Origin of the sequence: Anaerocolumna cellulosilytica (genome assembly GCF_014218335.1) — a bacterium.
In the GTDB taxonomy this organism is placed as follows: Bacteria; Bacillota; Clostridia; order Lachnospirales; family Lachnospiraceae; genus Anaerocolumna; species Anaerocolumna cellulosilytica.
In genome coordinates this window covers 3,281,612-3,301,356 of the sequence record NZ_AP023367.1, presented here as the reverse complement: position 1 = coordinate 3,301,356, position 19,745 = coordinate 3,281,612, and the positions used below count along the sequence as shown (strand labels likewise).

Here is a 19,745-nt window from a genome sequence, read left to right as displayed (position 1 = left end):
AAATTGTTGGTTTGTCAAACATATGTTACACCATACTTCAAGAAATTAATGAGAGTAGTTCTAGGAGATTTCCAGCCTAGAGGTCTCATCGGAAAGTTGTTATAATCCCTTCGGTTATATATATTTAGCTGTTTTGAAAAGTCATCAAAAGAAAAGAAACTATGTGTAGCATAAAAACGTTCATTGTCCTTGCGATGGCTACGCTCCACTTTCCCATTATGCCTTGGTGTAAATGGACGGATTAGTTTATGTCTTATCCCTAAGGATTGTAACTTCTTTTCAAACAGGGAAGGATCTAGCTTGTGGCTACCAAATCTTTTTGTAAATTCAAATCCATTATCTGTTTGAATACACTCAATAGGCATAGGAAAGGCATTAACTAGATGTTCCAGGAATTGAGTAGAAGTATAGGTACTGGATTCATTAAAAGCTTCTACAAAACGAAATCTGGAGTACTCATCAATTGCAGTATATTGATAGAATTTCTGGCCTTTTGCATCACCGACAATACAAGCCGCCGGAACGTGCTTTACGTCGACTTGAACGCGCTGTCCGGGGTACTTCATCTGCTCATAAGGTTTTGGAATATATTTAGGGTTAGCTGGCTTGATAGCCATTAGTTTTCCTTTTCTAAGAAAGCGGTATAAACCAGGGATAGATCTTTTATATCCACGTTGCATAAGTTTCACCCAGAAAACAACAAGGCCTTCGTGTGGATTACGTCGCCGCATATCATGAATAAGTTTTATTTCAGCTTCAGAATGTTGGTTTGGGTGTGAATGAGGTCTACGGGATAGCTCTCGTAAAGACTCGATAGAGCCATCAAAGCGGCGTTTCCAGCGGTAAATGTATTGCCGGTTGGTTTTGTACTTGATAGCAGCCTTGGTTACACCAAATTTCTCAGCATATTTAATTAATGATAGACGATATCTCATATCCTGTGTTATACTAGCCATGCGGAAACGCTCCTTTGTTAATGTTTTTGTTGTGGTGACTAAAATATAACACAAAAGAGACGGTTCCGTATTTTATTTTTCTTTTATTTGTAACACATGTATTGTAATCCTACAAGAGGAGTTGCAGAAATAATTAAAATAATATTGACAAACTAAAAAGCAAATGATAAAATGTGAAAATCAAAAGGGAGTATCACAGGCATTCTTGTGATACTCAATGGGTGTAAATTATGAATCAATGGCTGAATAACCAACTTAACAGGGACGATGATAGTATGCGCTTATAGCTGTGGAGTTCCATAGGTATAAGCGCTGTATGGCTTGTACCTATGTTGGTTATTCATTCAAATAAAGGTGTAAAAAGCGAGTTACTATTTTTGAGCACTAAATATGATAACTTCATAAAAATTGCTGTTAAAGGTAGGAGTGTATTACACATCCCGTTATTATGTATAAACTTTAATTCAAGAATCCTAAAGTTTTCAGGCATTGAAAAATGGCATAGTTGTTTGCGTGCATGTTCAAGTTAGAGTTAGGTTTATGAAAAAGTTTTAGACATGTAGGTTACTATGAAATGTAAGGCGATTTCACACCTTGGTTTGTACTAGTAGCGGGAGTTAGCATGAATAGAGAACCACATTGGTATGTTAGATAAAATACCAATGTGGTTTTTTGTCGTTATTTCTAACATTTGAAAGGTTGTGATACCATGCAGCATATAGATTATGTTGTAAGTGATAACTTGTAAGTTATCAAAGCCCTGTAGGAAAAATGGTCTATGAATAAAGTTAATTAAAGTATTCGTATGTTGAAAGAAACGGAGGAATTAATATGGCAGCAATTAAAGGTGAAGTAACCCCTCTTTTAAACGAAGAGGATTTAAAATATCAGATTGGAGAAGCTATAGTAGTATGTGGATCGGTGTATAAAATAAGGCGTATGAGCAGCTTTGCTTTTATAGTCTTAAGAACAGGAAGAAGTTTAATTCAATGCATTTATAGCAGTGATTACGCAGCGTTTGATTTGGAGAATATAAAGGAAAATTATTGTGTGGAACTAAAGGGAGAGGTTTCAGAGGATAACCGTTCTAAATTAGGATTTGAGATTCGCATAAAAGAAGTGGCTATATTATCAAAACCGGCGGAAGAAATGCCTGTAGTTATTAATAACAAGAAACTGGCGGCTTCCTTAGAGACAATATTGGATTATCGCCCGATTACCCTCAGGAATGAGAAAGAAAGAGCTGTTTTTAAGCTGCAAGAGGGTATATGTGCGGCAGTTAGAGGATTTTTAATGAGTCAGGCTTTCACAGAAATACACAGTCCCAAGATTGTGTATGCCGGAGCAGAAGGCGGAGCAAATATTTTCAGACTGGACTATTTTGGAAGAGAAGCTTATCTTGCCCAAAGTCCTCAGTTTTATAAACAGATGATGGTGGGTGTATATGACAGGGTGTATGAAATCGGGGCTGTGTATAGAGCAGAAAAGCATGATACCTCAAGGCATCTAAATGAGTATACCAGTATTGACTTAGAGATGGGATATATAAAAGACTTTAAGGAAATTATGGAGATGGAAACGAAATTATTACAAGAGATTATGGCTTCCTTAGAGAGAAATTATAAGAATGAATTAAATCTCCTGGAAATAGTTCTTCCAAAGGTAGAAGAAATTCCTTGCGTAACATTTGCAGAGGCTAAAGAGATGATTCATAAAGCTTACCAAAGAGAAATTAAGGACTATGAAGATTTTGAACCGGAAGAAGAAAGACTTTTGTGTGAACTGATAAAAAAACAGTATCATTCGGAATTTGTTTTTGTTACACATTATCCAACCTCAAAACGTCCTTTTTATGCAATGGAGGATAAAGAAAACCAACAATATACTTTAAGTTTTGACCTTTTATGCAGAGGATTAGAAATTACCACAGGTGGACAGCGTATACATGATTACTCAGAGCAGGTTGATAAGTTGTTAAAACGAAAGATGAATCCAGAGCTTTTTGAAAGTTATTTGATGATTCATAAATACGGTATACCGCCGCATGGTGGTCTTGGAATGGGCTTAGAAAGGCTGACCATGTGTCTCTTGGGAAGAAGTAATGTCAGGGAGACAACGCTTTTCCCAAGAGATATTAGTCGGTTAGAACCATAAGTATGGTAATTTTATTAGGTATTCTGGGTAAGCAGAAAATCCAATAATTCCCTGGGGGTATCGACTATAATATCCGCACCTTCGGCTAAAAGCAGCTCGCGGGTACGGAATCCCCAGGTAACACCTACGCATTTCAGTCCGGCATTATGCGCTGTCTGAATATCCACTTCAGAGTCCCCTATATAAAGTGCATGTTCTTTGGAACTGTTAAGCTCTTTTAGAGCCGCTAATACACCATCCGGTGCCGGTTTTTTGCCAACTAAATCAGATTCTCCGATAGCTACCTGGATAAAATCACTGTAATACTCCTTGCATAAGGATTTCACAGCAGAATCATATTTGTTAGAAACAATAGCCAGTTTATAATTGTAAGATTTTAACTGTTTTAACAGTTCAAGTATGCCATTGTAAGGGCGGGTCTTATTTTGCATGTTCTGATTATAGTACTCTCTATATATGCTGAGGCAAGTCTCTTTCTCCTTTTCATTTGTCCCGGCGGGTACAGCTCGGTCTATTAAAACCTGCACACCGTTTCCAACAAAGCACCTTACTTCATCAAGAGTTCTTTTTGGAAATCCGCATTGTAGCAAAGCGTAATTCACACTATCTGCCAGATCCTCAAGCGTATTAAGGATTGTACCATCCATATCAAAAATTATAGTATGAAACATTAAGTAATCCCTGCTTTCTCTGTTAGTTAATTGTATAAAGTTGAAAAACCACAAACCCGTTTTTCAACATCCTGATTTTCATGTGTACAAAGCACACAATGGGAGTTAAGTTGAAAAACCACAAACCCGTTTTTCAACATCCTGATTTTCATGTGTACAAAGCACACAATGGGAGTTAAGTTGAAAAACCACAAACCCGTTTTTCAACATCCTGATTTTCATGTGTACAAAGCACACAATGGGAGTTAAGTTGAAAAACCACAAACCCGTTTTTCAACATCCTGATTTTCATGTGTACAAAGCACACAATGGGAGTTAAGTTGAAAAACCACAAACCCGTTTTTCAACATCCTGATTTTCATGTGTACAAAGCACACAATGGGAGTTAAGTTGAAAAACCACAAACCCGTTTTTCAACATCCTGATTTTCATGTGTACAAAGCACACAATGGGAGTTAAGTTGAAAAACCACAAACCCGTTTTTCAACATCCTGATTTTCATGTGTACAAAGCACACAATGGGAGTTAAGTTGAAAAACCACAAACCCGTTTTTCAACATCCTGATTTTCATGTGTACAAAGCACACTATGGGAGTTAAGTTGAAAAACTACAAACTGTTTTTCAATCTACTGATTCATACATGCGGGCAACTCTAGTATGAAAATCGCACTAGGTCACACAGATGATTGTTATGCAAAAACAGGAGTGCATGTACAAAACCCTATTTGGATACATTATAACTCTATGGAATTGATAGGTCAAAGTATATTTATTAATATTACTTATCTTAAATTATTATGAATTTATAGCTTTTCAAAATCATGGAATTTGCTATAATGTATTTGACGACATTAATTAAGAACTAGCATGTTTATGTACATTGGTTTATGAAACACCGGTGGCAAAATAGTGCGTATAATAAATTATCAGGAGGCTACACCTATGAAGACCGATATTCAAATAGCTCAGGAGGCGAAGATGCAGCATATACGTGATATTGCTGCCAAATTAAATATAGAAGAAGAGGATTTGGAATACTACGGAAAATACAAAGCGAAGTTCTCCGATGCATTATGGGAAAAAGTAAAGTCTAATCCAGATGGTAAGCTTGTATTGGTTACAGCTATTAATCCTACACCTGCAGGAGAAGGAAAGACTACAACAACTGTAGGACTTGGACAAGCTTTAGGTTTACTAGATAAAAAAGCGGTGATTGCCTTAAGGGAGCCTTCTCTTGGACCGTGTTTTGGTATAAAAGGTGGTGCGGCAGGTGGTGGTAACGCCCAGGTAGTGCCAATGGAAGATTTAAATTTGCATTTTACAGGAGATTTTCACGCTATTACCTCTGCTAATAACTTACTGGCTGCAATGCTTGATAATCATATTCAGCAGGGAAATACCTTAGAGATTGACCCCGGTCAGATAGTCTGGAAACGTTGTATGGATATAAATGACAGGGTTTTAAGGAATGTAGTGATAGGTTTAGGTCGTAAGGTAGATGGTGTGGTAAGAGAAGATCATTTTGTTATCACGGTGGCTTCTGAGATTATGGCTATCTTTTGCTTAGCTTGTGATATGCAGGATTTAAAGAAGCGCCTGGGTGAAATTATTGTTGCTTATACGTATGACGGTAAACCGGTTTCCGCAAAAGATTTGAATGCTGTGGGTGCTATGTCTGCACTCCTTAAGGATGCTATTAAACCTAATCTGGTGCAAACCTTAGAAAATACACCTGCCCTCGTACATGGTGGTCCCTTTGCCAATATAGCCCACGGCTGCAATAGTGTGCGTGCTACTAAGACAGCTTTAAAACTAGCGGACATTGTAGTAACAGAGGCAGGTTTTGGTGCAGATTTAGGAGCGGAGAAGTTTTTTGATATTAAATGCCAAAGTGCAGGACTCTCACCAGATGCAGTGGTGTTAGTTGCGACTGTAAGAGCATTGAAGTATAACGGTGGAGTTGACAAAAAAGAACTAGGAGCTGAAAATCTAGAAGCGCTAGAGAAAGGCATTGTAAACCTGGAGAAACATATTGAAAATCTTCAAAAATATGGCGTGCCGGTAGTGGTTACATTAAACCGATTTACTTCTGATACAGAGTTGGAACTTGCTTTTGTTAAAAAGTTTTGTGAAAAAAGAGGTTGTGAATTCGCATTATCTGAGGTATGGGAGAAGGGCGGTAAAGGTGGAATTACGCTTGCAGAAAAAGTAATAGATGTTCTTGACAGTAAAGAAAGTCATTTTAAACCTTTGTATGATTTGAATCTGACGGTTAAAGAAAAGATAGAAACAATAGCAGGTAAAATATATGGAGCAATAGGGGTTACGTATGATTCTGTTGCCAATAAGGCAATTTCACAAATTGAAGAATTAGGGTATGGTAAGCTTCCTATCTGTATGGCTAAGAATCAGTACTCTTTATCGGATGATGCAACAAAACTTGGCAGGCCGGAGGGCTTTTCTATTCATATCCGCGAAGTTTACTTGTCTGCGGGTGCAGGATTTATAGTAGCCATAACCGGCACGGTAACGACTATGCCTGGGCTTCCTAAAATACCGGCTGCTGAAAATATTGATGTGAATGAGAAGGGAATTATAACCGGATTATTTTAACATGTATTGAAATTATAGAGGAAGTGTAAATTTATATTAACTGAATTTACACTTATGGGATATAAGAAGTGAAACCTTGTAGTAAATCTCCAACTCTTGCGTATACTTAAGTATAGTTTAAAGGTTGGAGGTTTTTTATGCAGTTTGAAAAGTTAGACTTTGAATATACAGATGATGTTACGGTTATTAACCGAGAGCAATTCGATGTACATATGAGATTATATGAGGGCTATATTAATAAAATGAATGAAATTGATGCTTTGCTTATGAATAATCCCGGACTTAAGGAGGCTAATGCAACCTACAGCAAATTCAGAGGAATCAAGAGGGGAGAAACCTATGCACTTGACGGTGTGATTCTTCATGAATTTTATTTTGAAAATATTGGGTCGCCCAATAACACGCCGGACGCAGATATCAGACAGCTTCTGTCCAAGGATTATGGAAGTTTTGAAGAATGGCAGGAGCATTTTGTCGCCACAGCAAAAGCAAGTCGAGGTTGGGTGGTACTTTGTTATGACCCCCGCTCAGACCGGTTTCGTAACATTAGTCTGGATGCACATGATTATGGGAATATAGCCATGTCCATACCCTTGTTGGTGCTTGATATGTATGAGCACGCTTATTTTCTACAATACGCTGACAATAAGGTGGAGTACATAGAGCGTTTTATGGATAATATAGACTGGCAGGTTGTAAAGGATAGAATGCAGATTTTGCAATAGAAAATGAGGATATAATAAAAAACTCCATGACTGTATGGTATAGGTGAGAAAGGTTGGTTATTCAAAGAGATATGCCATTTCTTTAAATTTTCTGTCGTAAGAGATAAATATTTCTTACTGATTTGTCATAAGTCATGGAGTATGTTAAGTAGGTTTGTAATATGAAAAAATTGTAATATGAGAAATTCGTTATATTATTCAGTATTCAGCTGTAATTTAAATTCGCTTAAAGGCCTGCTCGCAATAAATACAGCGATAAACACCCTTTTCTCGGTCAGTCAGACGAAAGCTATGGGGCAAATCCCGTTCAATTGAAGTTATGCATCTTGGATTTTTACATTTTATAATATTAGTTACTTTTTCAGGAAGTTTCAGGTTCCTTTTTTCTTTAATCATGCCGTCATCAATTATATTGACAGTAATATTTCTATCTAGAACTCCAAGGATATCTAATTCAATATCCAAAGTTCCTTCTATTTTTATAATGTCTTTTTTACCCATTTTGTTACTTTTGGCATTCTTAATAATAGCAACACTACAATCTAATTTTTCAAGGTTCAGATAAGAATAGATATTCATAGCTCCGCCAGCCTCAATATGGTCAATGACAATACCTTGATTTAATCCGCCTATGTTTAACATTAAGCCACCTCCAGCAATTTCATAATCAATGCCATTCTAACGTATACACCATACTCTGCTTGTTTAAAATACACAGCTCTTGGGTCGGAGTCCACCTCAGTTGCGATTTCATTTACACGGGGCAGAGGGTGGAGTACCAGCATGTCCTCTTTGGCAAATTCCATTTTCTTGGCATCCAGTATGAAGGAATCCTTTAAGCGGATATAATCTTCTTCGTTAAAGAAGCGTTCTCTTTGAACTCTTGTCATATAAAGTAAATCAAGACTTGGCATAACTTGTTCCAGTAGCTTTACTTCCTGATATGGAATCTTATTTGCGTCCAACACTTCTTCTCTTAAATAAGCAGGTATCTTTAATTCTTCCGGAGATATCAACATAAAATTCATGTTTTCATAACGTACTAATGCGTTAATTAAGGAATGAACAGTTCGGCCAAATTTTAAATCTCCGCAAAAACCAATAGTCAGATTATTTAATTTGCCTTTTAAGGTCTGAATGGTTAATAAATCAGTTAATGTTTGTGTAGGATGATTGTGACCGCCGTCACCGGCATTGATTACAGGAATGGAAGAATAAGAAGAAGCAACTAAGGGAGCACCTTCTTTTGGATGACGCATAGCACATATATCAGCGTAACTGGAAATGACACGAATGGTATCGGCAACGCTTTCGCCTTTTGATGCAGAAGATGAATCAGCAGAAGAAAAACCTAAAATACTGCCGCCTAAATTCAGCATAGCAGCTTCAAAACTTAATCTGGTTCTTGTACTTGGTTCATAAAATAAAGTCGCTAATTTTTTGCCCTGACACACAGTAGCATATTTTTTCGGATTTTGAATGATTTCACCAGCTAAATCAAGGATTTCCTTCAATTCAGAAACTGTTAAGTCCAACGGACTAATCAGATGTTTCATAAGCACCTCCATAAACACCATGTTATTATTCAACTGCATATTATACTATAGGCACGGTTGGAATACAACTATAAATTACGAAATATAAAATTTTTTGGAATATATGTATAGAATATCCAATTCAACGAATAATAAAGGAGTAAACTAGAAGTTCATGACAGAGTGAGCTTGTGATGATGCGATAAGAGCATCAAAATATAGGAAAGTGTATAAAAAGGAGGAACAGACGTGAAATCAAATGTAGATCCAGAGCTTTGCATATCCTGCGAATTGTGTACCAATCTATGTCCGGAGGTTTATAGTATGGGAGAGGATGGTTATGCCCATGCGATTGAGGGAGATATTCCTGAGGAACAGCTTTCGGATGCTGAAAATGCAAGAGATAGCTGTCCAACTAGTGCAATAGATTTAGACTAGTTCTTTTAGAATGAAAAAGAATACCGGATAACAGCCGCCTGCGCTTGTACATCATGTACTTATGAATGGTTTCATGATATTACTTGTATAGCTGTTATCCGGATTATAAAAAGGTTTTTAATACATATATAAATATTCAGCTAATTAAAATTTAAAGTATTTCTTGGTATTGTTATAAGAAATATCCTGTACTAAATTACCAAGGAAAGCTATGTCATCCGGATATTCGCCGTTTTCAACCCAGTTACCAATTAAATCGCAAAGGATTCTTCTGAAATATTCATGTCTTGTATAAGATAAGAAGCTTCTGGAATCAGTTAACATACCAACAAAATTAGCTAATAGTCCTAAGTTGGCAAGAGAAGTCATCTGGTCAGTCATACCAACCTTATGGTCATTAAACCACCAAGCAGAACCCTGCTGAACCTTACCGGCTACACTGGAATCCTGGAAACAGCCAAGAACTGTACCGATAGCAGCATTATCGTTAGGATTTAAGGAATAAATGATTGTCTTTGGAAGTTGGTCAGTGGTATTTAAGGCATTTAAAAAGTTTGCCATCTGGGCAGAAGAGCTGTAAGTATTAATGCAGTCATAACCGGTATCAGCACCTAACTTGTTAAACATAAGTGTGTTATTATCTCTTTTTGTTCCATAGTGAAGCTGCATAACCCAGCCATACTCATGGTATTTTTTGCCTACATATACCATGAAAGCAGTTTTAAATTGTAACAATTCCTGTTCGCTTAAGGAAGCACCGGAGGTTCTCTTTGCAAAGATAGCTTCAATCTCTTCAGTAGTAGCAGATTGATACATAACGTATTCTAAGGCATGATCAGATACTTTACAATCTTTGGAATCAAAGAAAGCAATACGGTTATTAAGCGCCTGGCAAAGTGATGAAAAACTATTTATGGTAATGCCGCTTACACCTGATAATTTATCTAAATATTCAAGATAATCAGGTTTTTCTATGTTCATTGCCTTGTCCGGACGGAAAGCAGGAAGAACTTTCACATCGAAGGAAGTGTCTTCTTTAATCTTACTGTGCCATTCTAAAGAATCGATAGGGTCATCAGTCGTACAGATGGTTTCTACATTGGAGGATTTGATAATGCTGCGAACACTTAAAGCAGAAGTCTTTAACTTTTCATTGCAAAGGTTCCAGACTTCTTCAGCAGTATCTGCATTAAGTGTACCATAGTAACCGAAATAACGCTGTAATTCCAGATGACTCCAGTGATACAATGGATTACCGATAGCTTTTTGTAAAGTCTCAGCCCATTTCTGGAATTTTTCCCTGTCAGGTGCATCTCCTGTAATGTATTTTTCATCTACACCGTTTGAGCGCATCTGTCTCCATTTGTAGTGATCTCCTCCAAGCCATACTTGAGTTATATTCTCGAAGGTTCTGTTTTCAGCAATTTCCTTTGGATTAATATGGCAATGATAATCGATAATCGGCATCTTAGCTGCGTAGTCATGATACAGAGTCTTAGCTGTATCCGTGGAAAGTAAAAAGTTCTTGCCCATAAATTTCTTCATGATTCATCCTCCTAAATTGTAAAGTCAGTAGTGTTTCTAATAATTAAATCATTAGAGATGGTTATTTTATTAGGGACATTTTCCCCATTTAAAACCCTCATTAAGTTACTTACAGTAGATATGCTCAGGGTTTCAACATGATTATCAATGGATGTAAGCTCAGGGTCACAGCATGTGGCCAGCAATGAATTATTATATCCAATTATACTTAATTCATCCGGAATGGTAAGTTTTGCTTCCTTGGCATACTTAATAGCTCCGACACCAAGAATATCTTCTGCAGCAATCACTGCACTAAATTTTAGACCACCTTTTGACAAGAGCAGAAGAAGTTCTTTGGAAGCGGTCATATTACCGGGACAAATTTGGATTAAATCTTCATTAACTTTGCCAAGATGCTCCGATACAGCTGCTTTATAGCCGTTCATTTTCTGAATACCGCTATAGGACTTGGAAGTATAGAGATATAGAATGTCTTTCTTATCCTGAGAAATAAAATGAACCGCAGCATCGTAAGTAGACTGGTAATCATCACAAAGCGTGCAATAAATACCGGGATTGTTTAAATAACCGTTAATCATCATTACCGGAACTTCTTTTGCGGCATTGATAATATAACCATTATCTTTTTTATTGAACTCCAAAAAACTGGAACCTACCAAGATGACAGCATCCACACGCTTAGACAAAAGAAGGTTTAAATAATTCTGTTTGTTCTTTAACTCATAGCCTGTACAGCATAAAAAAGAGTCATAACCATTTTTTCGAAGTTCCCGTTCAATGTAATACACAGCGTTAGCTAAGAATGGGTCAGATGAGTCAGAACACATTATACCAATCGTTTTCATGGTATTTAACCCTAACCCCCTGGCAAATACATTGGGGGTGTATCCAATTTCTTCCATAACGTCTAGAACTTTCTGCTTTGTTTTTTCACTTACGTTGGGATTCCCGTTAATAACACGGGAGACGGTGGCAATAGAAACACCTGCTTTTTCTGATACATCGTATATATTCATAAATCACCCCTAAATCTGTAAGTACTTACACTTAAAAAAATTATTTAATAATTTAAGACTTATTCTATTATACTATAAGGTAAGTTACAAGGCAATAGAGGATTTTGCTTTTATATATAATATTTTTCTAAGAAGTATATTTTGACTTATTTGAAAAAATAATAAAAATATTATTGAAAACCAATTGACACAAAACGAAAATATTAGTAAAATAAATGTAAACGCTTACAAAAACGGAAAAACGAAAAAGGTGGTCACAAATTTGGTTCAGGTGTCAAAAGTCCATAAAAAACTAAATCACCTGAGAATATACCCAATATACCTCATTTTCAAGACATGGACTTTTGACACCTGAATCAAACTTCCGCGTAAGTAATGTGTTTCTTCCGGTTAGTGATTAATATTATAATGAATTTATTAGGAGGATTTTATGGATACGTTATCAAACAAATTAATTCAAGGTACAGACAGACCAGTTAAAGTACTTCAATTTGGTGAAGGTAATTTCTTAAGGGCATTTGTAGATTACATGATTGATGTGGTTAATGAGGCAGGTCTATTTAATGGTAATATTGCACTTGTAAAGCCTATTTCTTTTGGAAACCTGGATGTGTTCCACAAACAGGACTGTAAATATACAGTTTCATTAAGAGGAAAAGAAAATGGTGAAATCAAACAGATTAATAGAGTTGTAACCAGTGTATCTGATGCAGTAGCAGCAATTGAAGAATATGACAAATACGCTGCATATGCAAAATCTCCTGACTTAAGGTTTGTTGTTTCTAATACAACAGAGGCAGGTATTGTATTTGAGGAGAATGATGATTTTAATGCAAACCCTCCTAAGACATTCCCTGGAAAATTAACTAAGTTTTTATTTGAAAGATTTAATCATTTTAATGGTGATAAGGAAAAAGGGCTAGTAATGATTCCTTGTGAACTTATTGAAAATAATGGCGGTTCCCTTAAAAATTGTGTCAACCAGTATGCAAAACTTTGGAAATTAGGTGCTGATTTTGAAAGCTGGATTGAAGATGCCTGTATCTTTTGCAGTACCTTAGTAGACAGAATTGTAACTGGTTATCCAAAAGATGAAGCAGAAACTATCTTTAAAGAATTAGGATATGAAGATGCCCTATTGGTTACTGGTGAAATTTTTGGTCTATGGGTAATTGAAAGCGATAAGGATATATCCGGTGAACTTCCTCTTGATAAAGCAGGACTTCCCGTAATCTTTACAGATAATCAGAAACCATATCGTGAAAGAAAGGTTCGTATCTTAAACGGAGCCCATACATCTTTCGTATTAGCATCTTATCTTGCAGGTAATGATTACGTACTTGAGTCCATGCAGGATAAAACAGTGAATGATTTCATGACAAAAACAATTTATGATGAAATCATTCCAACTCTTACCTTACCAAAGGAAGAATTGACAGCATTTGCTGATTCCGTAATTGAACGTTTTGAAAATCCATATATTAAACATGCATTATTATCTATTTCCCTAAACTCAGTATCTAAATGGAAGTCACGTTGTTTACCAAGTTTTACTGGTTATATCGATAAATTTGGAAAACTTCCGGTGCATTTAAGTTTTTCACTTGCTGCGCTTATTTCTTTCTACCGCAGTAATGTAATGGAAGAGGGAGTATTAATCGGCCAAAGAGGAGAAGATACTTACAAAATCATGGATGACCAGCATGTATTGGAGTTCTTTAAAGAAAATTCCAAGCTGGCAGCAGGCGAATTAGTAGCAAAAGTATTAAGCAACAAAGCATTTTTTGGAACTGACCTAACTGTATACCAGGGTCTGACCGAACTGCTTACAGGTTACGTAGAAGCGGTAGAAAAGTCCGGTATGCGTACAGTTATGGAAAACTTATCAGAATAATCTGACTTTTAATAGCGGAAGTGAGGTTGCTGTAAGCCAAGGCAACCCTCTCAGCAGAAATGAGGCTTTATGCAGGAATATTTAAAAATAAACAAAACGGATAATGTTGCAGTTGCTTTGCAGGAACTAAAAGAAGGTACTGTACTGGAACTAGAAGATAAGAAACTAGTTCTAAATGAAACGATACCTGCCGGTCATAAATTTACCTTAAAGCCGGTAGCGGAGCAGGAACAAATTGTAAAATATGGTTTTCCTATTGGATTTGCAGTAAATGCTATACCGGAGGGAAGCTGGATTCATACACACAATATTAAAACTACTTTAGGAGAGATACTTGACTATTCCTATCATCCATCCTATACTAACATTAAGAGCACAGAAAAGGCTTACTTTAAAGGTTACCGCAGAAGAGACGGAAAGGTCGGTATCCGTAATGAAATATGGATTATACCAACCGTGGGCTGTGTGAATGCAATTGCAACAAGTCTGGCAAAACAAGCGCAGGCATTTTTGACAGGAAGTGTGGAGGATATCATAGCGTTTCCTCATCCTTACGGCTGTTCTCAAATGGGAGATGATCAGGATAATACCAGAAAAATTCTGGCTGACCTTGTGAATCATCCCAATGCCGGAGGTATACTTGTTCTTGGACTTGGTTGCGAAAACAGCAGCATAGCAGAGTTAAAACCGTATATCGGCAATTACGACGAAAGCAGAGTGAAATTCCTTCAATGCCAGGATGTTGAGGATGAAATGGAGACTTCCTTAGAAATACTGAAGGAGCTGATTGCCTATGCTGGTGAATTTAACCGCGAAGACATCAGTGCTGAGGAATTAGTTATTGGTATGAAATGCGGTGGATCTGATGGATTTTCAGGAATAACTGCAAATCCTTTAGTGGGTGCATTCTCTGATATATTGATTTCTAAGGGTGGGACTACTATATTGACAGAAGTACCGGAAATGTTTGGAGCAGAAACCCTTCTTATGAATCGTTGTCAGGATGAGGAACTCTTTGAGAAAACGGTTGCAATGATTAATGATTTCAAAGACTATTTTACCAAACATAACCAAACAATTTATGAAAATCCCTCACCTGGTAATAAAAAGGGTGGAATCTCCACTCTGGAGGACAAATCACTTGGCTGTACTCAGAAATCAGGCAGTGCTCCGGTTGCCGATGTATTGGCCTATGGCGAGACCACAAAAATAAAAGGATTAAATCTTTTAAGTGCTCCCGGAAATGATTTGGTAGCCGCAACAGCTTTAGCGGCTGCAGGGGCCCATATTGTATTGTTTACAACCGGAAGGGGAACACCATTTGCATCCCCGGTCCCAACAGCTAAAATAGCTAGTAATTCAGCTTTAACCAACAAGAAGAATAATTGGATTGATTTTAATGCGGGCCAGATTCTGGAAGGTAAATCTATGGATGAGCTTGCACAGGAATTATTTGATTATGTTCTTGACATTGCATCCGGTAATAAAGTAAAATCGGAAGAAGCTGGTTTCCATGACATGGCTATTTTCAAGAACGGTGTTACTTTATAGTTTGTAAATAATATTGTTCAAAAGATTTTAAAATTCAAAGGAGATTTATTATGGCAAAGATTATCACAATGGGAGAAATTATGCTTAGATTATCCACTCCCGGATTTCAGAAATTTATTCAATCAGACAGTTTTGATGTAAATTATGGTGGTGGAGAGGCTAACGTAGCTGTATCCCTTGCAAACTACGGACATGATGCATACTTTGTATCCAAAGTTCCTAATAACCCTATCGGTGAAAGTGCTATTGCTGCACTTCGTAAATACAATGTAAACTGTGATTATGTAGCAAAGGGCGGAGAAAGACTTGGTATCTACTATTTAGAAACAGGTGCTTCCATGCGTGCTTCTAACGTAGTTTATGATAGAGCTCATTCTTCTATTGCAGAAGCAACTGTTGCTGATTTTGATTTTGATGCAATTTTTGAAGGTGCTGACTGGTTCCACTTTACAGGTATTACACCTGCTATTAGCGACATTGCAGCAGAAGTAACAGAAGCTGCTTTAAAAGCTGCAAAAGCTAAGGGTATTACAGTATCCGTTGACCTAAATTTCCGTAAGAAATTATGGTCTTCTGAAAAAGCGCAGCGCATTATGTCTAACCTGATGCAGTATGTTGATGTTTGTATTGGTAACGAAGAAGATGCAGAAAAAGTATTAGGCTTTAAACCAAGTGGTACAGACGTAACTAGTGGTGAGTTAGAATTGTCCGGATATCAGGATATCTTCAAACAGATGATTGATAAGTTTGGTTTCAAATATGTAATCAGCTCTTTAAGAGAAAGCTACTCAGCATCTGATAACGGCTGGTCAGCTTGCATTTATGACGGAAAAGAATTCTACCATTCCAGAAAATACAATGTTAGAATTGTTGACCGTGTTGGTGGCGGTGATTCCTTCGCAGGTGGTTTGATTTGCGGATTAGCGGAAGGTAAAGACATGAAAGCAGCATTAGAATTTGCAGTGGCTGCATCAGCTTTAAAACACACAATACCAGGAGATTTTAATTTAGTATCCCGTGCTGACGTTGAAACTTTAGTTGGCGGAGATGCTTCAGGTAGAGTTCAAAGATAATTAAACCGTTTTATTTTAATATATATGTATAATTTAAAAAAGACACGGAATATTAAGAATGTTCCGTGTCTTTTTTGTGTAACAATCTGGACCTTAAGCAAACGAAAAAAAGGTCTTAAAGAGTAACTACTACTTTAAAAATATATGAAATGTAAGAAAAATGAAAAAAACATGTAAGCACTTACAATTGTGTCAGATATATTTTTGCATAATTTTGAATATAATTTGAAAAAGATGTAAAAAAATAATTTGTATATTTTTCCATACTGTTAATGCAAACGTTTGTATTAAAAAAGGATGAAGTATACATATTGCACAATTTGCATGTAAATATATGTGTATAATAGCAAGTTGACAATGATAAACGTCAATGTTATACTAAGTTTGTAGTTATGAATGTTACATAATTGCTAAAACAATTGGGGGAAATACGTTGCAAAATGCTAATTGTCACAACGAAACATTTTCGTGAATTAGCCAACGCGTACCAGAAAAGCTATGTAACGTAAAAAAAGAAAAGGAGAAATTATATGAAAAGGCTTACAAAAAAATCTTTATCTATCCTGCTGGTAATGGTAATGGTATTTATGCTAGGTGCTTGTGGTAAAACCAACAAGAATGGTGGCACTACGACTGAACCAACAAAAGCAGCAGATGATAACAAGGGAGAGGCAACAGCAGCGCCTACTGAAGCTGCAGGAGGAGATTCAGAAGCTTTAGAACCAAATTTAACAGACCCCATTGAATTAAGATTTTCTTGGTGGGGTGGTGACAGCAGACACGAAGCAACAATTGCAGCACTAGATGCTTTTACAAAAAAATATCCAAATATCAAAGTTGTTCCTGAATACGGTGCTTGGACCGGCTGGCAGGAAAATATAGCAACTCAGCTTGCTGGTAAAACAGAAGCAGACTTAATTCAGATTAACTGGAACTGGATTTATCAATTTTCACCAAATGGTGATAAATTCTATGATATAAATAAATTGAATAACATAATATCTGTAACGAATTATCCGGATGACCTTTTAGAATTGATGTCTGTTAATGGTTCCTTACAGGGAGTACCGATTGGCACGACAGGAAGAGTATTCTACTGGAATGAATCTGCCTTCAAAAAAGCCGGGCTTGAAGTTCCAAAGACATTTGAAGAAATTATAGCAGCAGGCGAAACATTCAAATCCAAATTAGGAGATGATTATTATCCTTTGGCACTTGGTGAATATGATCGTATACTCATGCTGATGTATTACCTGCACCAGACATATGGAAAAGAGTGGGTGGTTGATAAAAAAGTAAACTACACAGTTGAGGAAGTTCAGGCAGGACTTGACTGGATTAATATGCTAGAAGACAAACATGTAATTCCTTCTCTGGCAACTTTAGCGGGAGACGGTGCTACTTCTCTTGATAAAAATACAAAATGGATGGATGGCCATTACGGCGGAATCTACGAATGGGATAGCAGTGCTTCTAAGTTTAAGGATGCATTATCTGAAGGACAGAATCTTGTAATGGGTGAATTCCCTACAGACTTAGGCTCTAATAAAAGCGGTTTTACTAAAATCTCTATGGGATTTGCAGTTAGTGCAAACTCAAAACATCCTGCTGAAGCTGCGTTACTGCTTGAATTCCTGACTTCTGACCCAGAAGGTGTTAAGATTATGGGAATGGAAAGAGGTACAGTATCCAATAAAGCAGCAGAAGCGACTTTGGTTTCAGAAGGATTATTATCTGGTTTGACTTATGATGCTAACAAATTAGTAATGGGATTTAAAGGCTATGACACGGATCCAAACTTTGAACATTCATCCCTAAAAGATAGTACAGGATATTATTATGAGGTATTCCAAAATCTAAGTTATGATCAGACAGATTCAGCAACTGCTGCTCAATATCTGATTGATAGTGTAAATGAAGTAAATGCAGCTAATTAAGCTGATAAAATGTAAATGATGAAGACAGGGGGCCGTTGCAATCCAAAGAAGAGTAGCCTGCGGACTAACCGGATGCAGAATATCAGTGGTTTGCAGCAGCCCTTGTTTTGTAATTATACACAGAGTAATAGCTCACAAAAAGATTATCCGCGTCAAATATAGTTGAATGGTTTATATATGGTACAGTCGTTTTACATGGTAGATGAACAATGTTCAATAACTAAGAAGAACTATGTGGATATTGTTAATTAGTATATGAATGTCAGAATGTATTTATATAATTATAAAGAGGAAAAAAAGCTTTATTATCATGAAATTGATGAGTCACTGCTTCAATCTTGGACTGATAAAATAGCAGGCTTATCACCAAACTTTTGGTTAAGGGCAATGGATGGTTCTGATGACTGCCTTAGACGAAATCTCCAAAGAAGTGCTTAATGATTAAATTTCTTAGGAAGAAATATATAAGACAGAAGTTAAAGCATTTTACTGCATCAGGATGAGCAGAGTAAAGTATCAACTTATTGATAGTGCTGATATAGAAAAATATATAAAAACGACCGGTTCATCAATGGTAGCTTATGCCATACTAAATGGAAGCCGGTTCGTGGTTTTACAACAAGAAAAATACTTTCTGTTCGGTTAAGTAATTGGCATAATGTGCGGCATTATAAGATTGGAGGATAAAAAAATGCGTAGAAATAAGGATGTGCAGATATCCGATGCAGTTTTAAAAAGACGTGGCTTTCGTTACTTTTTAAAAGAAAATACAGGGTTTCTCTATATATTGCCTTGGCTTATAGGATTCCTAGTATTCAAACTGTATCCCTTTGGCTCCTCTTTGTACTATAGCTTTACAGACTATGATTTATTTAAGGATATTGTATCGTTTATTGGTTTTAAAAATTATACTCAGATACTGGATACAGCAAAAATACGAAAAGCCTTTGAGGTTACTTTCCGGTATGCATTTATGACAGTTCCGCTTAAATTGGCGTTTGCTCTGTTTGTGGCATATATTTTAAATTTTAAAATCAAAGGAGTTAATTTATTTCGTACCATTTATTATATTCCGTCAATACTTGGTGGTTCTGTAGCTATTGCCGTGCTATGGAAATTTTTATTTCAGAATAACGGTTTAATTAATCAGATATTAAGTATCTTTAATGTTGTTGGGCCAAACTGGTTGGGAGATTCCAGGTACTCATTATTTGTTGTAAGTCTGTTAAGGGTTTGGCAGTTTGGCTCTCCGATGGTTATTTTTTTGGCTGCTTTAAAGAGTGTGCCAACGGATTTATATGAAGCAGCATCCATTGACGGGGCTAGTAAAACCAGACAGTTTCTTAGCGTAACAATTCCTTTAATTAGTCCTGTTATATTTTACAATTTAGTTACTCAGCTTTGTCAGGCATTTCAGGAATTTAATGCACCGTATATTATTACAGACGGAGGGCCATTAGGGTCTACGACATTAATTTCAATGCTGGTATACCAGAATGCCTTTAAAACCTATCAGATGGGACTAGCGAGTGCGATTTCCTGGCTGTTGTTCTTAATTGTAATGACATTGACCATCATATCCTTTATGAGTCAGAAGTACTGGGTATATTATTCGGATGATGAAGGGAGGTAG

The 19,745-nt window shown here is 36.6% G+C and carries 16 protein-coding genes; 10 read left to right on the top strand and 6 right to left on the bottom strand.

The annotated features are described in order from the left end of the window. Nucleotides 1-14: 14 nt before the first annotated feature. The gene (locus acsn021_RS13590; protein WP_185264887.1) at nt 15-956 is read right to left on the bottom strand and encodes a DDE-type integrase/transposase/recombinase; all 942 of its coding nucleotides are present in this window, start codon (nt 954-956) and stop codon (nt 15-17) included. An 831-nt stretch (nt 957-1,787) separates the two neighbouring features. Between acsn021_RS13590 and aspS the strand changes: the two genes are divergently transcribed. Continuing rightward, nucleotides 1,788-3,110 carry an aspartate--tRNA(Asn) ligase gene (gene aspS, locus acsn021_RS13585; RefSeq protein ID WP_184095095.1) on the top strand — a complete coding sequence of 441 codons (1,323 nt, stop codon included), beginning with the start codon at nt 1,788-1,790 and terminating at the stop codon, nt 3,108-3,110. 14 nt (nt 3,111-3,124) lie between these two features. On the opposite strand, the gene acsn021_RS13580 is transcribed toward aspS, so the two are convergent. Then, complete coding sequence (locus acsn021_RS13580; RefSeq protein WP_184095094.1) at nt 3,125-3,781, bottom strand: HAD family hydrolase; 657 nt, start codon at nt 3,779-3,781, stop codon at nt 3,125-3,127. A 943-nt stretch (nt 3,782-4,724) separates the two neighbouring features. Here acsn021_RS13580 and acsn021_RS13575 point away from each other — a divergent pair. Together acsn021_RS13575 and acsn021_RS13570 are read left to right on the top strand one after the other, a co-directional pair. Then, nucleotides 4,725-6,395 carry a formate--tetrahydrofolate ligase gene (locus tag acsn021_RS13575; protein ID WP_184095092.1) on the top strand — a complete coding sequence of 557 codons (1,671 nt, stop codon included), beginning with the start codon at nt 4,725-4,727 and terminating at the stop codon, nt 6,393-6,395. Nucleotides 6,396-6,532: 137 nt separating this feature from the next. Beyond that, on the top strand, nt 6,533-7,120 hold the full coding sequence (locus acsn021_RS13570; protein ID WP_184095090.1) for a superoxide dismutase: 588 nt from the start codon (nt 6,533-6,535) through the stop codon (nt 7,118-7,120). 216 nt (nt 7,121-7,336) lie between these two features. On the opposite strand, the gene acsn021_RS13565 is transcribed toward acsn021_RS13570, so the two are convergent. Next, a complete protein-coding gene (locus tag acsn021_RS13565; protein ID WP_184095088.1) occupies nt 7,337-7,762 on the bottom strand; it encodes an aspartate carbamoyltransferase regulatory subunit in 426 nt (141 codons plus the stop codon). Continuing rightward, nucleotides 7,762-8,676 carry an aspartate carbamoyltransferase gene (pyrB, locus tag acsn021_RS13560; RefSeq protein WP_184095086.1) on the bottom strand — a complete coding sequence of 305 codons (915 nt, stop codon included), beginning with the start codon at nt 8,674-8,676 and terminating at the stop codon, nt 7,762-7,764. Before pyrB ends, acsn021_RS13565 begins: the two co-directional genes overlap by 1 nt. Before the next feature lie 228 nt (nt 8,677-8,904). Here pyrB and acsn021_RS13555 point away from each other — a divergent pair, with 228 nt between their 5' ends. After that, nucleotides 8,905-9,093, top strand: coding sequence for a ferredoxin (locus acsn021_RS13555; RefSeq protein WP_184095084.1), 189 nt, complete (start codon nt 8,905-8,907; stop codon nt 9,091-9,093). A gap of 144 nt (nt 9,094-9,237) precedes the next feature. On the opposite strand, the gene uxaC is transcribed toward acsn021_RS13555, so the two are convergent. Both uxaC and acsn021_RS13545 read right to left on the bottom strand, forming a co-directional pair. Further along, entirely contained in the window at nt 9,238-10,638 is a 1,401-nt protein-coding gene (gene uxaC, locus acsn021_RS13550; RefSeq protein ID WP_184095082.1) for a glucuronate isomerase, read from the bottom strand. Nucleotides 10,639-10,649: 11 nt separating this feature from the next. Further along, a complete protein-coding gene (locus tag acsn021_RS13545) occupies nt 10,650-11,657 on the bottom strand; it encodes a LacI family DNA-binding transcriptional regulator (protein ID WP_184095080.1) in 1,008 nt (335 codons plus the stop codon). A gap of 430 nt (nt 11,658-12,087) precedes the next feature. Between acsn021_RS13545 and acsn021_RS13540 the strand changes: the two genes are divergently transcribed. The 6 genes from acsn021_RS13540 to acsn021_RS13510 all read left to right on the top strand — a co-directional run bounded on the left by acsn021_RS13540 (nt 12,088) and on the right by acsn021_RS13510 (nt 19,745). Beyond that, nucleotides 12,088-13,551, top strand: a complete 1,464-nt coding sequence (locus acsn021_RS13540) for a tagaturonate reductase (RefSeq protein ID WP_184095078.1) — start codon at nt 12,088-12,090, stop codon at nt 13,549-13,551. A 69-nt stretch (nt 13,552-13,620) separates the two neighbouring features. After that, the gene (locus acsn021_RS13535) at nt 13,621-15,102 is read left to right on the top strand and encodes a UxaA family hydrolase (RefSeq protein WP_184095076.1); all 1,482 of its coding nucleotides are present in this window, start codon (nt 13,621-13,623) and stop codon (nt 15,100-15,102) included. A 50-nt stretch (nt 15,103-15,152) separates the two neighbouring features. Beyond that, the gene (locus acsn021_RS13530) at nt 15,153-16,175 is read left to right on the top strand and encodes a sugar kinase (RefSeq protein ID WP_184095074.1); all 1,023 of its coding nucleotides are present in this window, start codon (nt 15,153-15,155) and stop codon (nt 16,173-16,175) included. Between the two features lie 530 nt (nt 16,176-16,705). Continuing rightward, the gene (locus acsn021_RS13525; RefSeq protein WP_184095072.1) at nt 16,706-18,112 is read left to right on the top strand and encodes an ABC transporter substrate-binding protein; all 1,407 of its coding nucleotides are present in this window, start codon (nt 16,706-16,708) and stop codon (nt 18,110-18,112) included. 255 nt (nt 18,113-18,367) lie between these two features. Next, on the top strand, nt 18,368-18,550 hold the full coding sequence (locus acsn021_RS13520) for a hypothetical protein (protein WP_184095070.1): 183 nt from the start codon (nt 18,368-18,370) through the stop codon (nt 18,548-18,550). A 253-nt stretch (nt 18,551-18,803) separates the two neighbouring features. Next, on the top strand, nt 18,804-19,745 hold the full coding sequence (locus acsn021_RS13510; RefSeq protein ID WP_184095068.1) for a carbohydrate ABC transporter permease: 942 nt from the start codon (nt 18,804-18,806) through the stop codon (nt 19,743-19,745).

What these genes read in the sequence shown, in the direction of transcription:
- pyrB (WP_184095086.1), bottom strand. Translation starts at nt 8,676, where the DNA reads ATGAAACATCTGATTAGTCCGTTGGACTTAACAGTTTCTGAATTGAAG.
- acsn021_RS13575 (WP_184095092.1), top strand. Translation starts at nt 4,725, where the DNA reads ATGAAGACCGATATTCAAATAGCTCAGGAGGCGAAGATGCAGCATATA.
- acsn021_RS13535 (WP_184095076.1), top strand. Translation starts at nt 13,621, where the DNA reads ATGCAGGAATATTTAAAAATAAACAAAACGGATAATGTTGCAGTTGCT.
- aspS (WP_184095095.1), top strand. Translation starts at nt 1,788, where the DNA reads ATGGCAGCAATTAAAGGTGAAGTAACCCCTCTTTTAAACGAAGAGGAT.
- acsn021_RS13580 (WP_184095094.1), bottom strand. Translation starts at nt 3,781, where the DNA reads ATGTTTCATACTATAATTTTTGATATGGATGGTACAATCCTTAATACG.
- acsn021_RS13525 (WP_184095072.1), top strand. Translation starts at nt 16,706, where the DNA reads ATGAAAAGGCTTACAAAAAAATCTTTATCTATCCTGCTGGTAATGGTA.
- acsn021_RS13530 (WP_184095074.1), top strand. Translation starts at nt 15,153, where the DNA reads ATGGCAAAGATTATCACAATGGGAGAAATTATGCTTAGATTATCCACT.
- acsn021_RS13570 (WP_184095090.1), top strand. Translation starts at nt 6,533, where the DNA reads ATGCAGTTTGAAAAGTTAGACTTTGAATATACAGATGATGTTACGGTT.
- acsn021_RS13540 (WP_184095078.1), top strand. Translation starts at nt 12,088, where the DNA reads ATGGATACGTTATCAAACAAATTAATTCAAGGTACAGACAGACCAGTT.
- acsn021_RS13520 (WP_184095070.1), top strand. Translation starts at nt 18,368, where the DNA reads ATGAATGTCAGAATGTATTTATATAATTATAAAGAGGAAAAAAAGCTT.
- acsn021_RS13590 (WP_185264887.1), bottom strand. Translation starts at nt 956, where the DNA reads ATGGCTAGTATAACACAGGATATGAGATATCGTCTATCATTAATTAAA.
- acsn021_RS13545 (WP_184095080.1), bottom strand. Translation starts at nt 11,657, where the DNA reads ATGAATATATACGATGTATCAGAAAAAGCAGGTGTTTCTATTGCCACC.
- uxaC (WP_184095082.1), bottom strand. Translation starts at nt 10,638, where the DNA reads ATGAAGAAATTTATGGGCAAGAACTTTTTACTTTCCACGGATACAGCT.
- acsn021_RS13565 (WP_184095088.1), bottom strand. Translation starts at nt 7,762, where the DNA reads ATGTTAAACATAGGCGGATTAAATCAAGGTATTGTCATTGACCATATT.
- acsn021_RS13510 (WP_184095068.1), top strand. Translation starts at nt 18,804, where the DNA reads ATGCGTAGAAATAAGGATGTGCAGATATCCGATGCAGTTTTAAAAAGA.